Origin of the sequence: Rothia sp. HMSC072B03 (assembly GCF_001809565.1) — a bacterium.
Classification (GTDB): Bacteria; Actinomycetota; Actinomycetes; order Actinomycetales; family Micrococcaceae; genus Rothia; species Rothia mucilaginosa_A.
In genome coordinates this window covers 583321-598251 of record NZ_KV797969.1, presented here as the reverse complement: position 1 = coordinate 598251, position 14931 = coordinate 583321, and the positions used below count along the sequence as shown (strand labels likewise).

General features: G+C 63.1%; 12 protein-coding genes. 7 read left to right on the top strand and 5 right to left on the bottom strand.

The annotated features are described in order from the left end of the window. Positions 1–46: 46 nt before the first annotated feature. The 5 genes from HMPREF2630_RS05865 to HMPREF2630_RS05845 all read right to left on the bottom strand — a co-directional run bounded on the left by HMPREF2630_RS05865 (position 47) and on the right by HMPREF2630_RS05845 (position 5580). Complete coding sequence (locus HMPREF2630_RS05865) at positions 47–970, bottom strand: metal ABC transporter permease (RefSeq protein ID WP_070483850.1); 924 nt, start codon at positions 968–970, stop codon at positions 47–49. After that, positions 967–1872: a metal ABC transporter ATP-binding protein gene (locus tag HMPREF2630_RS05860; protein WP_049347557.1), complete on the bottom strand. Its 906-nt coding sequence runs from the start codon at positions 1870–1872 to the stop codon at positions 967–969. Before HMPREF2630_RS05860 ends, HMPREF2630_RS05865 begins: the two co-directional genes overlap by 4 nt. Continuing rightward, positions 1873–2874, bottom strand: coding sequence for a metal ABC transporter solute-binding protein, Zn/Mn family (locus tag HMPREF2630_RS05855; RefSeq protein ID WP_049342791.1), 1002 nt, complete (start codon positions 2872–2874; stop codon positions 1873–1875). Positions 2875–3139: 265 nt separating this feature from the next. After that, positions 3140–4234 (bottom strand): hemolysin family protein, encoded by a 1095-nt coding sequence (locus HMPREF2630_RS05850; RefSeq protein WP_070483848.1) that lies wholly within the window; start codon positions 4232–4234, stop codon positions 3140–3142. Further along, positions 4231–5580, bottom strand: coding sequence for a hemolysin family protein (locus HMPREF2630_RS05845; protein ID WP_070483846.1), 1350 nt, complete (start codon positions 5578–5580; stop codon positions 4231–4233). The genes HMPREF2630_RS05850 and HMPREF2630_RS05845 overlap by 4 nt, the downstream gene beginning before the upstream one ends. Positions 5581–6110: 530 nt before the next feature. On the opposite strand from HMPREF2630_RS05845, the gene HMPREF2630_RS05840 reads away from it, so the two are divergent. From HMPREF2630_RS05840 to rsgA, 7 genes are all read left to right on the top strand, one after another. Next, positions 6111–9806, top strand: coding sequence for a multifunctional oxoglutarate decarboxylase/oxoglutarate dehydrogenase thiamine pyrophosphate-binding subunit/dihydrolipoyllysine-residue succinyltransferase subunit (locus HMPREF2630_RS05840; protein WP_049344034.1), 3696 nt, complete (start codon positions 6111–6113; stop codon positions 9804–9806). 202 nt (positions 9807–10008) lie between these two features. Next, positions 10009–10608 carry a GDSL-type esterase/lipase family protein gene (locus tag HMPREF2630_RS05835; RefSeq protein WP_049333285.1) on the top strand — a complete coding sequence of 200 codons (600 nt, stop codon included), beginning with the start codon at positions 10009–10011 and terminating at the stop codon, positions 10606–10608. 213 nt (positions 10609–10821) lie between these two features. Beyond that, positions 10822–10896: a 50S ribosomal protein bL37 gene (locus tag HMPREF2630_RS09470; protein WP_095343185.1), complete on the top strand. Its 75-nt coding sequence runs from the start codon at positions 10822–10824 to the stop codon at positions 10894–10896. A gap of 163 nt (positions 10897–11059) precedes the next feature. Beyond that, the gene (locus HMPREF2630_RS05830) at positions 11060–11737 is read left to right on the top strand and encodes a sigma-70 family RNA polymerase sigma factor (RefSeq protein WP_049333287.1); all 678 of its coding nucleotides are present in this window, start codon (positions 11060–11062) and stop codon (positions 11735–11737) included. A 64-nt stretch (positions 11738–11801) separates the two neighbouring features. Further along, complete coding sequence (gene rsrA, locus HMPREF2630_RS05825) at positions 11802–12092, top strand: mycothiol system anti-sigma-R factor (RefSeq protein ID WP_049344032.1); 291 nt, start codon at positions 11802–11804, stop codon at positions 12090–12092. 202 nt (positions 12093–12294) lie between these two features. After that, positions 12295–13779, top strand: a complete 1485-nt coding sequence (gene aroA, locus HMPREF2630_RS05820) for a 3-phosphoshikimate 1-carboxyvinyltransferase (protein WP_070483844.1) — start codon at positions 12295–12297, stop codon at positions 13777–13779. Continuing rightward, positions 13779–14906: a ribosome small subunit-dependent GTPase A gene (rsgA, locus tag HMPREF2630_RS05815; RefSeq protein ID WP_049344028.1), complete on the top strand. Its 1128-nt coding sequence runs from the start codon at positions 13779–13781 to the stop codon at positions 14904–14906. The genes aroA and rsgA overlap by 1 nt, the downstream gene beginning before the upstream one ends. Positions 14907–14931 lie beyond the last annotated feature (25 nt).

The window sequence follows — 14931 nt, the reverse complement described above, 5'->3', positions numbered from 1 at the left end:
CCCCGCTCAACTCGAGCGGGGGCTCTTTCACGTCTGCGGACGTAAGCTAGTTCTTTGCCGCCAGATGACGGCCCGAGGCGCTGTGGCGGCGTTTCACGGAACCAATCACACGGCACACCAGGTAAATCAGGAAGGAAATGCTCGTCACGTACGGGCTAATCGGCAGTGAGCCGGCCAGCGCCAGCATAATGCCGCCTACGATGGAGGCCTCAGCGAAAAGCACTGAAAGCAGCAGCGTGCGCAGCGGAGAAGCCGTCACCTGCATCGCCGCCGCCGCCGGGGTAATCAGCAGGGCCAGCACCAGCAGCGAACCGACCACCTGCACCGACAGCGCCACCGCGATACCCAGCACAACCATGAAAACCAGCGAGAGGAAGCGCATCGGAACGCCCTTCGCCCGAGCCACATCCGGGTCGAGGGAGGCGAAGCTCAGGGGCCTCCACACAATAATCAGCAGGGCAATAATGACCACCGCACCAATAATCATGGTGTTCAGCTGGTCGGCATCCACGGACACGATCTGACCGGTGAGCAGGCCAAACTTATTCGCACTACGACCCTGATACAGCGAAAGGAACAGAATACCCAGCCCCAGGCCGAAGGGCATGAGCGCGCCAATCACCGAGTTCGACTCGCTCGCCTTGGACCCAATCATCGCAATCAGCAGGGCCGAGGCAATCGAGCCAACCATGGAGCCGGTGACTACGTCGTAGCCCAGAAGCAGGGCCAGGGCCGCTCCCGCGAAGGACATCTCAGAAATGCCGTGCACCGCGAAGGCGTGATCGCGCATCATCACGAAGATGCCGACGAAGCCACCGATGAGGCCCAGCACAGCACCCGCAAAAATGGAGTTCTGCAGCATATGCAACAGCTCGCCGTAACGGTCAAACACGAAGATGCGCGAGAGCAAATCACCCTGCGTGCTGGATGTAGCGGCGGCCAACGCGGGGAGGGAAGAGAGAATGGTCATCGAGCGGTTCCTCCCGGTAGGTGCAGGGTGCCGGACGCGTCGCCGGGCTGTGCTTCGACTCGCAGGTGGGCACCGTGGATATTCTGGTCGCCGCCTTCAACGTGGCAGTGATCGCTGGCGTGGGTCTCCCCCACCACCACGTAGCGGCCGTTGGACTTGAGCACGCTCACCGGAGTTCCGTACAGGGAGGTGAGGGTCTCGCTCGTCATAACCTCTTCGACCGAACCAACCGTAAAGCGGCCGTTGGCCAGGTAGAGCACGCGATCCACGTGCTCGATAATCGGGTTGATCTCGTGCGTCACGAAAATTACCGAGACTCCGTGCTCGCGGTTGAACCGGTGAATCAGCTCCGCCACGGCGTACTGATGGTTTAGGTCTAGGGAGAGGAGCGCCTCATCGGCCAGCAGAATCTTTGGGTCGTTCGCGAGGGCCTGGGCAATGCGCAGGCGCTGCTGCTCACCGCCGGAGAGCAGACCCACCGGAACGTTGGCGTACTCGGTGGCGCCCACCGCCTCCAGCAGCTCGTCGACCTTGGCACGGTACTTGCGGCCGTGCAGGCGGATACCCCAGCGGTGCCCGTCCACGCCCAGGCCCACGAGGTCGCGAGCGCGCATCGGGGTGGAGGGATCGATTGCCTTCTGCTGGGGCACGTACCCAACACCGGGGTTGCCCAGGCGGGCGGGCTTGCCGAGCACCGAAATTTCGCCGGAGTTAAGACCGGTCAGTCCGAGGATGACCTTGAGGAAGGTTGATTTGCCGGAGCCGTTCGGGCCGAGCACCGCGAAGTACTCCCCGGCCCCAATATCGAGGGTGAGATTTTTCCAGAGGGTGCGGGCCCCGAAAGCGAGGCTACCCCCGCGAATCGAAATCGCGGGGGTGGCACCGTTATTGTTATCAGTCACTTAGGAGAGCGCCTTTTCGAGGTTGCTGACGTTGGTCTTCATCCATGCCAGGTAGTCGGTGTTCTCGGGCAGGGTTTCGGTGAAGGATACGTAGTTTACAGAAGCGTCCTTCGCGGTCTGCAGCACCTCGTTCGTCTGGGAGGTGGCGGTCTGCTCGTTGTAGGCCAGCAGCTGCACCTTCTTCTCGCTGATAAGGTCCTTGGTTTCCTTCAGCACGAGGGCGGGAACGTCGTTACCCGCTTCGACAGCCTCGGCGAACTCGCTGGGGGTTGCGTTCTCGGCGCCGGTGGAGGAGATCAGGTAATCGGGTACGGGCTCGGTGGAGAGATACTTCTTGCCCGCACCGGAGATGGCCTTTGCGGAGGCTTCGAGGCCGTCCAGCTCCTTGACGAAGTTGGCGGCGTTCGAGCGGTAGGCCTCAGCGTGCGCGGAGTCCAGGGTGGCGAGGTCCTCGGCAATCTGCTGGGCAACCTTCTTGACGGTTTCGAAGTCGTACCAGAGGTGCTCGTTGAACTCGTGAGCGTGGGCGTGATCGCCGCCGTCCTCGTGGTGTTCGCCGCCGCGGTGGTCCTCGACCAGGTGGTTGTACTCTGCGTCGGTGAGCTTGCCGCTGACCTTGACCGCGTTCACGACCTTCTGGGAGGCATTATCCTTGCCGGCCAGGTCTTCAAGGAACAGATCGTAGCCCGCGCCGTTGATGACGATCAGGGATGCGTCCTTGGCCTTGAGTCGGTCGGAGCTGGTGGCTTCGTAGGAGTGGGGGTCGGTGCCGGTGGAGGAAATCAGCGCGCTGACCTCAACGTTGTCGCCACCGACCTGCTTAACGATGTCGGCGTACACGTCGGTGGAGGCGAGCACCTTAACCTTGCCGTTCGAGTTAGCGGAGGCGCTCGAACCGGAGGAGCCGTTCTCGGTGGCGCAGCCGGTCAGAAAGAGGGAGGTCGCGGCGAGGGATCCCAGCGCGGTGAGGAAGTGCTTGCGGGTGATGGGGCGATGCGACATATCGTTCTCTTTCTGTTCGTCTGCTGATGTGTTTCTTAACTACACCACGCGCATACCCGTATAAACAACTCTTTATTTGTTGTCCCGACCGGGCGAATACCCGCGTTCGATGTCCTTTGGAAGCATGCCTTATCGACGGTTCGGGTACGCAAATGCCCCGTGCTTCAGGGCAGCGGGCGCTGAAGCACGGGGCATCGTTTCTGCCGCAGACGGTCACCGGAGGGTAGGAGCCTCGAGTAGCCGAGCCGAGGGGCCGGACGTCGCCTTAGTCGGCGTCCCGACCCGCAGCACGGGCACGCTGACGGCGAATACGTTCGCGCACCTCGTCCTGCGTGGTGTCGTTGATTTCGCCGACGAGCTCCTCGAGCACGTCCTCCAGGAAGACCACACCCAGGGTGCGGCCGTGACTGTCCATGACCTGTGCGATGTGGGTTCGGGTGCGTTGCATCGAGGTCAACGCATCGTCGATATCCGTGGTCGGCGAGAGCGTATCCAGAGAGCGCAACTTATACCAGGGGAAGGGCTCGTTGAATCGCTCCGGGGAGACGGCGAGCGCGTCCTTCACGTGCAGGTATCCCATGTAGGTTCCGTCGCTGTCGGTGATGACGAAGCGAGAGTAACCGCTGCGGGCCACGGCGTGCTCCAGCTCTGCGGGGGTGCTGCCGAAGGGCAGGGTGACGAGCTTGTCACCGGTCACCATGATGTCGGAGATTTCCTTCTCGGTGAACTCGAGGGCGCCCTCGATCACGCCGGCGTCATCCTCCACGGTACCTTCGGCGGTCGAGGTGGCCACGATGGTCTGCAGCTCGCCCAGGGTGAAGGTCGAGGCAACCTCGTCCTTAGCTTCGACCTTCATGAGGTGCAGCAGGCTGTTGGAGAGGTTATTGAGCAGAGCCACGATGGGTGCGAAGACCTTGGAGACACGCACCAGCGGCGGCACAACCCAGAGGGCCAGGCCTCGGGCGGCGAGGGTGACGGTTGCGTTCTTGGGCACCATTTCGCCGAAGATGACGTGCAGGTAGGTCACCAGGATGAGGGTGATGCCGAAGGCCAGCACGTCGACGACCGCGGTAGGCAGGCCAACCAGGTGCATGGGCATCTCCAGCAGGTGGTGTAGCGCAGGCTCCGAGACATTCAGGATGAGCAGCGAGCAGATGGTGATGCCCAGCTGGCAGGTGGCGAGCATGAGCGAGACGTGTTCAAGGGCGTAGATGACGGTCTGCGCCCGTTTGTTGCCTTCCTCCGCGAGGGGCTCGACCTGTGCACGTCGGGTGGACATGATGGAGAACTCACCGGAGACGAAGAAGGCGTTTCCGGCAAGCAGCAGGATCAGCAGTGCGATGGCTACCCAGTCGTTCATGCGCGTACTCCCTTCTTCGGTGCGGTGTCCTCGTGAGCCGAGTTTTCTTTAGAGTCGGGGGTGAATCGGATGCGGTCAACGCGCCGGCCTTCGAGGGCGTCAACGCGCAGGGTGCCCCCGGTGGCCGGGACGGTGTCGCCGATTTCGGGGATGCGGCCGAGTCGATCCATCATAAAGCCGCCGACCGTCTCGTACTCGGGGCTTTCCTCAACCTCGAGTCCGGGAATAAGGGCGTTGATTTCGTCGGGGCGGCGCAGGCCGGAGAAGATCCAGTCGCCGTTGCCGTAGCGCAGGGGGCGCTCGGTGCGTCCGCGGTCGTGTTCGTCGGAGACTTCGCCGACGATTTCTTCAACGAGGTCTTCGAGCGTTGCGATACCCGCGGTTCCGCCGTACTCGTCGAGGACCACGGCAAGCTGCAGGGCTCCCTGGCGCAGCTGGGTGAGCAGCGCGTCCAGGTGCAGGGTCTCGGGGACCTGCAGAACGTCTTCGGCGAGCGCGCCGGCCTCGAGGGTGCCGCGCACTTCGGGGGGAACGCCCACGGCCTTCTTGACGTGCACAACACCCACAATGTTGTCGTGGTCGCCCTTGTAGAGCGGGAATCGGGAGTGGCCGGTGGAGCGTGCCAGCTCGATGATATCGCTGACGGGTGCGGTGTCTTCGAGCATGGAGACCTGGCCTCGCGGGGTCATGACCTCGGAGGCGGTCAGCTCGGAGAAGCGCAGGGTGCGGTCCAGGAAGCGGGCTACGGCTGAGTCGAGGGTACCTTCCTTAGCGGAGCGGCGCACCATCGAGGAGAGTTCGTCGGGGGTGCGGGCGGCGGAGAGTTCTTCTTTGGCTTCCATGCCGAAGCGGCCCAGAATCCAGTTTGCGGAGCCGTTCATGATGCGCACGAGCGGCGAAATAATGCGGGTGAAGTTCAGCTGGAAGGGGGCAAGGCGGCGGGCCACGTTGTAGGGGTCCGCGATGGCGAGCCCCTTGGGCAGCAGTTCGCCCATCACCATGGACAGCAGGGTCGCGATGAGCATCGCGAGGACGAGGGTAAGAACGTCGATTAATCCGCTTGGCAGGCCCAGGCTACCGATGGCGTCCGTGGTGAGCGCCTTGATGGCGGCGTCGAGGGTGTAACCGGTAAGCAGGGTGGTGATAGTGATGCCGATCTGGCAGCTGGAGAGCTGCGTGGATAGGGTCTTGAGGCAGCGCAGGACGGCGTCTGCGGCCTTGTCGCCGGAGTCTTTGGCCTGCTGCACGGTGGCGGCTTCGAGGGCCACGAGAGAGAACTCGACGGCCACAAAGAATCCGGTTCCAAGAATGAGCAATAGCCCGATCAGCAGAAGAATCAGATCCACTCGGTCACCACCTCGGTTCGGAGCGATGCGCCGAGCACGGGTAGAGTAGCGGTCGGGTCGCGGAATAGTGCGGGTACTCCGCGCTGGTCTGTGTGTACGTTCGTACTCGAAGGGTCATCCATACCCCATATTCTAGCGAAGGTTCCGGGCCGCCTCGTTGCTCCGGGTCGGTTCCGTTCTGGGCGGAAGGCCTCGTGAGGGGCTTTATGGCGGCCCTTAGCTTATTTGAACCGTGTTGAGTGAAAAATTGCATTGTCTACATACTGTTCTCAGGTGGAAACTTCACGGTGATTCTCTCTACACTTATACATAGGAGCATGAGTGTGCCGCCAAGCAAGCGGATGAACTCCGGAGTTCACGGCACGCTAGGCAGGTTTGTACGGTGCACACCCCGCACATACGGCCTCTACCGCAGGCGATGCGCACATGCTCAGCGTGATGATTCGCCCCTCGAAGACGCGGGTCGTCTATGCCGGGGTGAGTCCCGGACGCGACGGATAAATTCACACTAATTGGAAGAGGCGTTTAACGTGCCAAATCTGCCAGAACATCTGGTGCCTGAGGAATTTGCCGGTAACGAATGGTTCGTTGAAGAACAGTACGAGCGTTACCAGAAGGACAAGAACCTCGTGGACCCTTCATGGTGGCCCATTTTTGAGACCATCGATAAGGCGCTGGGAGGCGCCGGTACCGCGAGTACTCCGAGCCCTGCCGCAGCCGCACCGGCTGCTCCCGCAACTCCCGCCGCCGCTCCGGCGGCTCCTGCAGCCCCCACCGCTCCCGTGGCATCGAAGCCTACGAAAGCGCCTGCTACCCCCTCCCCCGCACCTGCTACTCCGAAAGCTAATACCGTGGAACCTGCTGAAGACAAGATTGTCCCCCTGCGTGGCCCTGCTAAGGCAGTCGTCACGACCATGGAAGAGTCGTTGACCGTCCCCACCGCTACGACTGTTCGCGCGGTCCCCGCTAAGCTTCTGATTGAGAACCGTAGCGCCATCAACAAGTACCTGGCCAGCACCCGCGGCGGCAAGGTTTCCTTCACCCACATTATTGGTTACGCGGTCATCCGCGCCGTTGCGGCTATGCCCTCCATGAACGTGACCTACAACGTGGATGAGAAGGGCAAGCCCGTTGCCGTCCACAACGCTCACGTGAACTTCGGTCTGGCAATTGATATCCCCCGCCCCGATGGTTCGCGTAACCTGGTGGTTCCGAACATTAAGGGTGCCGAGCAGCTGAGCTTCCGCGAGTTCTGGGACGCTTACAACGACATCGTCAAGCGCGGCCGTAACGGCGCGCTGACCATCGAGGATTTCCGCGGCACCACCGTGTCGCTGACCAACCCCGGCGGTATCGGTACCGTTCACTCGGTGCCCCGCCTGTCGAAGGGCCAGGCCGCCATTATTGGTGTGGGTGCTCTCGAGTACCCGGCTGAGTTCCGCGGTCTGTCCGAGAAGCTGATTACTCAGCAGGGCCTGTCGAAGATTATCACCCTGACCAGCACCTACGATCACCGCGTGATTCAGGGCGCCGGTTCCGGTGAGTTCCTGAAGCTGGTCGAGCACTACCTGCTCGGCGGCGATGACTTCTACGACGCTATCTTCCGCGACCTGCGCATCCCGTTCGAGCCGGTGCGCTGGGCCCGCGACAACCACATCGACGACGAGCACGAGATTTCGAAGGTCGCCCGTATTCAGCAGCTGATTCACGCGTACCGCGTGCACGGCCACCTGACCGCGGCAACCAACCCCGTCGGCTACAAGATGCGTTCGCATCCGGACCTGAAGCTGGAGCGCTACGGCCTGACCCTGTGGGATCTGGACCGCGTCTACCCGACCGGTGGCTTCGGCGGCGCCGAGCGTCTGCCGTTGCGCACCATCCTGGAGCGTCTGCACGAGGCATACTCGGGTTCCCTCGCGGTCGAGTACATGTACTCCGAAGACCCCGAGGTGCGCGCATGGTTCCAGGAGCGTCTGGAGCACGGTGCGACCAAGCCCAACCGCGAAGAGCAGCTGCGCGTGCTCTCGAAGCTGGTTGAGGCCGAGGCATTCGAGCACTTCCTGCAGACCAAGTACCTGGGTCAGAAGCGATTCTCCCTCGAGGGTGGCGAATCCCTGATTCCGCTGCTGGATGCCGTTCTTGACAAGGCAGCCAACAAGGATCTGAAGGGCGTTGCCATCGGTATGGCACACCGCGGTCGCCTGAACGTGCTGACCAACATCGCGGGCAAGTCCTACGCTCAGATCTTCCGTGAGTTCTCCGGAACCGCAGCTCCCTACGAGGGCGGTTCGGGTGACGTGAAGTACCACCTCGGCACCGAGGGCGTCTTCACCTCCGATTCCGGCAAGCAGACCCAGGTGTATGTGGCCGCTAACCCCTCGCACCTCGAAGCCGCTAACACCGTGCTCGAGGGTATTGTCCGCGCTAAGCAGGACGTCTACCGCGAGCAGGGCGTTGAGGGCCACCCGGTTCTGCCCATTCTGATTCACGGTGACGCAGCGTTTGCCGGCCAGGGCATCGTCATGGAGACCCTGCAGATGGCAGACCTGAAGGCTTACACCACCGGCGGCACCGTGCACGTTGTGGTGAACAACCAGATCGGTTTCACCACCCTGCCCAACGACGGCCGTAGCGCAACCCACCCCACCGACATTGCGCGTATGACTAAGGCTCCGGTCTTCCACGTCAACGCTGATGACCCGGATGCCGTGGTCCGCGCCGCACGCCTGGCCTTCGAGTACCGCGAGCGCTTCGGCCGCGACGTGGTCATCGATCTGATTTGCTACCGCCGCCGCGGTCACAACGAGGCCGACGACCCGTCGATGACCCAGCCGAAGATGTACCAGGACATCGACGCTCTGCCTTCGACCCGCACCCTGTACGCACAGGATCTGGTCGGTCGTGGCGATGTCTCCCAGGAGGAGGCAGACGAGGTTCTGGATTCCTACCACTCGAAGCTGGACGCTATCTTCGTCGAGACCCAGTCCTCGGCACCGGCTCCGACCGCTCCACATGTTTCCGGTCTGGAACTGCCGGCTGCTCAGCAGAACACCGAGGTGGTTCACGCCGGCAAGACCGCAATCTCCCTGGAGACTCTCCAGCGCATTGCCAATGCCTTCGGTAAGGCTCCCGAGGGCTTCACCGTCCACAAGAAGCTGAAGAAGCTCATGGACCAGCGCGTTGAGATGGGCCGTAGCGGTAACGTGAACTGGGGTATGGGCGAACTGCTCGCCTTCGGTTCGCTGCTGCTGGAGGGCACCGACGTTCGCATGAGCGGTCAGGATGTTCAGCGCGGTACCTTCGTTCAGCGTCACGCGGTCCTGCACGACCACCTGACCGACGAAGAATGGTCGCCGCTGCAGCATCTCTCCGAGAACCAGGGTAAGTTCCGTATCTACAACTCCTTCCTCTCGGAGTACGGCGTGCTCGGCTTTGAGTACGGCTACTCGGTGGAGCGCCCCGACTCGATGGTCGTGTGGGAGGCTCAGTTCGGTGACTTCGCCAACGGTGCCCAGACCATCATCGACGAGTTCGTCTCCTCCTCCGAGCAGAAGTGGGGCCAGCGCTCCTCGCTGGTTATGCTGCTGCCTCACGGCTACGAGGGCCAGGGTCCTGACCACTCTTCGGCACGCATCGAGCGTTACCTGCAGCTGTGCGCCGAGAACAACATGACCGTTGCGGTCCCCTCGACCCCGGCTTCGCACTTCCACCTGCTGCGCCGCCACGCTCAGCACCGTCCGTACAAGCCGCTGGTGGTTATCAGCCCCAAGCAGTTGCTGCGTCTGAAGGCCGCCGCATCCTCGGTTGAGGACTTCACCGAGGGCTCGTTCCAGCCGGTGATTGGCGACCGTTCGGGCATTAACCCGGCTCAGGTGGAGCGCTTGGTCTTCGTGTCCGGTCGTCTCTACTACGATCTGGAGGCCGAGCGCGAGCGCCGCGGCGACACCAAGACCGCGATTGTCTCGGTGGAGCAGCTGTACCCGCTGCCCGAGAGGGAGATCAAGGAACAGCTTGCCCTGTACTCCAACGCAACCGACCTTGTGTGGGCTCAGGACGAGCCGGCCAACCAGGGCCAGTGGCCGTTCATGGCGGTCAACCTGCTGCCGCTGCTCGACCGCCGCGTGCGTCTGGCTTCCCGCCCGGCCGCTGCTTCCCCGGCAGCCGGTACCGGTAAGCTGCACGCCGCCGAGAACGAGGCTCTGCTCAAGCAGGTCTTCGAAGGCTAAACGGTTGAAGTTCTAACCGTTCACAACCCGTCGCCCCGTCAGGTACGCCTGGTGGGGCGACGGGTTTTTGGTCTCGGATGCTTGTGGATAGGGGATTAAGTTCGAAAACCGGCCCGTAAGCGCTTATCCTAGATATAAAGACTATTACTCACGTGCCCCGCCGCCTCTCACGGCGGGTCCATCCTGCAGAAGAAAGAATTCCGTGGAGCAACGCAATATTCGAATTGTGGCAGTCGGCGATGACCTGCTCGCCGGTGTTGGCGATCCCCGTACCCTCGGCTGGTTCGGCCGCGTCATGGCACGCACCCCGCAGACCACCGCATCCATCGCGGCGTACAACCTGGCCGCACCCAATGAAGGCAGCGAGCAGCTCAACGCTCGCTGGTTTGAGGAGGCCCGCCGCCGCTTTATTCCGGGCGCCGACAACCGCCTCGTCATCGCTCCGTCGACCTTCGACATCGATTTGGGTCTGACCAGCGCACGCTCCCGCTTGAACCTGGCTAACATTGTGGACATGGCCTCGCAGAACAACATCAAGGTTCTGGTCGTCGGTCCCCCTCCGACCCTGGATGCCGAGCGTAACCGCCGCATCGCCGATCTGTCGGCCGCATACGCCGATGTCGTGACCCGCCGTAACCACGTGTACGTGGACACCTTCAACCCGCTGCTGCACCACGAGCAGTGGCGCAACGACCTGGCAGCAAATGACGGTCGCCCCGGCCAGTCCGGTTACGGCCTCATGGCCTGGCTCGTGTTGCACCGCGGCTGGTACAACTGGCTGAACATCCCGGAGCACGGCTAATCCTTTGGAAGAGGAAGGCGAAGAAACTTCGTGTTTTTTCGCTCATATCTCGGTTCCAAGATGCAATCAGGCCGTTTCTATGAAAAAATAGACGGCGTTGCCCCTATAGCGTGGACCACCGATTTTCGGTGACCGCCTCTCACAGGGCAGTTAACGAGGAACGCGCACCGCGAAGGTGGGGCGTGTTTCCATGAACACTATAAGGAGGCTCTCATGAGCAAGCGCGGTCGTAAGCGCAAGGACCGTCGTAAGGGCGGCGCAAACCACGGTAAGCGCCCCAACGCATAAGGTATCTTGCATACACTTTAAAACCCCGGCGTATCGAATCTTCTATTCGAACCCGGGGTTTTGCTTTACCCCCCCCATCACCCGGGTGCGGGGAATAAAGCCCCAAATCAGACGTTATGTTCTACGGTGACCGTATGGAGCGTTCCCGTAGAGAGGAGGAATCATGGCCGAGACCGCAGACACTCAGAGTGTCAGTGCCAAGGACACCCGCGAGCTACGTGAACGTTTTACCGCACAGGCCATGCAGTACGTGGACCAGCTCTACAGCGCGGCCCTACGCATGAGCCGCAACCCCGCCGACGCTGAAGATCTGGTGCAGGAGACCTATATGAAGGCCTTCGCGTCCTATCACCAGTTCACCGAGGGTACGAACCTGAAGGCGTGGTTATACCGCATCCTCACGAATACGTACATCAACCTGTACCGCAAGCGTCAGCGCGAACCGCAGCAGAGTCAGGGTGAAACCGTCGAGGACTGGCAGCTGGCCGCTGCCGGCGATCACGACGCCGTGGGTCTGCGTTCGGCTGAGGCCGAGGCGCTGAGCTCCCTGCCGGGCACCGAGGTGCGTGAGGCACTGAGCTCCCTCCCCGAGGATTTCCGCATGGTGGTGTACTACTCCGATGTCGAGGGCTTCGCCTACAAGGACATCGCCGAGATTATGGACATCCCGATAGGTACGGTCATGTCCCGTCTTCACCGAGGACGACGCATCCTGCGAGAAAAGCTACTCGACTACGCGAGGGAGAACGGTCTGCGCCCCTCCACGGTTGCCAAGGTTGAGGCGAAGGCCGCCGCCTCGGCAGCCAAGGCCGCGGCGAAAACCTCCCCCAAATCGGTTTAGCCCCCTCAAAAAACGTTTGCCCCACTTGCTTCCCCCTACACCTTCCGTGTGAAAGGAACCTCCGATGTCTGATACCCCGAATACCTCTGCTGCCCCTTCTGAAGACTGCGGCGGCGAACCCTGTTCCACGACCCTCAAGAAGCTCTACGAGTTCCTGGACGGCGAGCTGAGCAGCGAACAGGTGCGCACGATTCAGCGCCACCTCACCGCCTGCCCCGAGTGCACCGATGTCAAGAACTTTGAGCTGGCGCTCCGCGAGAAGATGCGTTCCTCCTGCGCGCAGAAAGCTCCCGCGGAGCTCAAGAGCCGTCTGCTGCAGGATGTGCGAGACTTCTGCGAGCAGGTGCACCGCTAGGCACTGAGTCTCCCCACTCTGCTTTTCAGCTTTTCTTATAGGGCCTGCCCGGCGCTCCCCTCGAGCACCGGGCGGGCCCGTCTCATCCGGGGGTTCCGGCGGGGTGCGCTAAACCTTCACCCGGTAGAATAGACCTAGACCGTCTACGGATTCCGCCGAGTGCGGGCTACCCTCCGTAGCATGCCGATTTGGAAGAGGATTTATGAGCGACGCATCAGTGCAGCTGTCCGCGGGTGATTGGCCCGCTCCCCCAGCCCCCGCTTCGGCCCTCGGTCGTCACGCGACGGTGCATATCCCCGGTTCAAAGTCGCTCACAAACCGATACCTGCTCCTGGCTGCTCTGGCCGATTCTCCCTCGTACCTACGCGCGCCTCTGCACTCCCGCGATTCTGCCCTCATGATTGAGGCGCTACGCCGCCTGGGTGCCGGGGTTGAGCTCATTCCCACCGATTCGCCCTTCGGCCCCGACCTGCGGGTTACCCCGTTGGATTTCTCCGCGTCAGCCGAGCCTTCCGGGGTTCGCGAGGCTCACCGCGTCAGTATTGACTGCGGTCTGGCCGGCACCGTGATGCGTTTCGTACCCGCCCTGGCGGCCCTGCTACCCGGTGAGTTCGCCTTTGACGGTGACCCTCACGCACGCCAGCGTCCCATGGGCCCCGTGCTGGAGGGTCTGCGCCAGCTGGGCGTGCGCGTGGACTGCGCCGAAGCGCCCGATGCTCTACCCTTCATTCTGCGTACCCCGGGCCTGGCCTCCGTGCCGGTGGACGAGGCTCCCGTCGTGCGCATCGACGCTTCTTCCTCTTCCCAGTTCGTCTCTGCGCTTCTGCTCATGGCTCCGCGCCTGCCGAAGGGGCTCGTGCTCGTGCACGAGGGCTCCTCGGTTCCCTCGATTCCGCACATTCAGATGACGGTTGAGGCGCTCCGCGAACGTGGCGTGCGGGTGCAGGAGCACTACCCCGCCGAGGGTGGCGAGTACCGCTGGGTTGTTTCCCCCGGTTCTTTCCCCGGCTTCGAGGTCACCGTGGAACCCGATTTGTCGAATGCCGGCCCGTTCCTGGCGGCTGCCGTGGCCACGGGTGCCTCTGTGAGCGTTCCCCACTGGCCCGCCCCCGCGGCTGATTCCTCGGCCGGTACCACGCAGGTCGGCGATATGTGGCGTGAGCTTCTGCCGACCCTGGGTGCGCGCGTCGAGTATCGCGACGGTGCTCTGACCGTGACCGGCCCGCGTTCCCTGCCGGAGGGGCCGCTCAGCTACGACCTGTCGGCCGGGGGCGAGCTCGCCCCGACCATGGCCGCCCTGTGCGCGCTGGCGCACGGCCCCGTCGAGCTGCACGGCATTGCGCATCTGCGCGGCCACGAGACGGACCGCCTGGCCGCCCTGGCCGCCGAAATTAACCGTCTGGGCGGCCGTGCCCGCGATACCGAGGACGGCCTCGTGATTGAGGCTCCCATCCCCGCTGAGGCCCGCGCCGAGACCGTGGTGGCCCGCACCTACGACGACCACCGAATGGCTACCTTCGCGGCCATTGTCGGCCTTCGCCGCGGCAACACCGTCGTGCAGAACGTGGGGACCGTCGCGAAGACGATGCCCGAGTTCACCTCCATGTGGGAGGGCATGCTCGCGCAGTGGGCCGGTGAGGCCCCAGAAGCCCCGCAGAACGCACAAACCACCGAGGAGGTGCGCTAATGGGTTCCTCCCGAATGAATGTTCGTGACTTCTCCGAGTGGGATGAATCGGATGTGCACGTTCGCCCCAACAAGAAGGGCTCCCGCCCCCGCACCAAGGACCGCCCCACCTTCAAGGAGGCCATTCGCGGCCGCGTGATTACCGTGGACCGAGGCCGCTGGTCCGTGGTCGTGGACGAGGGCACCGAGAACGAGCGTACCCTGATTGCCGCCCGCGCCAAGGAACTGCGCCGCACCCCGATTGTGACCGGCGACTTCGTGGACGTGGTGGGAGATACCTCGGGGGCGAAGGATACCCTGGCGCGCATCGTGCGTCTGGGGGAACGCACCTCCGTGCTACGCCGAAGCGCCGACGACACCGACCCCTCGGAACGCGTGGTCGTGGCCAACGCCCAGCAGCTCGTCATTGTGGTCGCTGCGGCCAATCCCGAACCGCGTACCGGTTTCATTGACCGCGCCGTGGTGGCGGCGGTTGATGCCGGAATCGAACCGATTCTGTGCATCACGAAGACCGATGTGCGTTACCCCCAGCATCTGCTGGACTACTACGCCGCCAGCGGCCTCAAGATTGTTCTCTCGGCCTCCTCGGACGGCCTGGCCCCCAGCCAGGACGGTGCCCAGGGCCTCGAGTCGGCTCCCGTGCAGGAGCTGTTGCAGGAGCTGCTGGGTGAGGTATCGGTCCTGCTGGGCCACTCGGGCGTGGGTAAGTCCACGTTGGTGAACGCGCTGACCGGTTCGGATCGCGCAACCGGCCACGTGAACGCGGTGACCGGTCGAGGCCGACACACTTCCTCCTCGGCCCTGGCCCTGCGCCCCGTGGAGCGCGATGGCCGCCCGGTCCCTGCGGGTACCTGGATTATCGATACCCCGGGTATCCGCTCCTTCGGCCTGGCGCATGTGCCGCGTGAGACCGTGGTCGATGCTTTCGTCGACTTGGCCCCCGGTGCCGCCGACTGCCCGAAGGGATGCACCCACGCAGCGCAGGCCCCCGATTGCGGAATCGAAGCCTACGTGGCCGCCGGGAAGGCGGGCCCCAGCGGCCCCGAGCGTCTGGAGTCGCTACGCAAGCTCCTGCTGCTGACCCCCGAGGAGGGGGACTCCGAGAAGGAACTGGGCGCCCTCGCCTAGCCACACACCGATTACTACCGTGAGA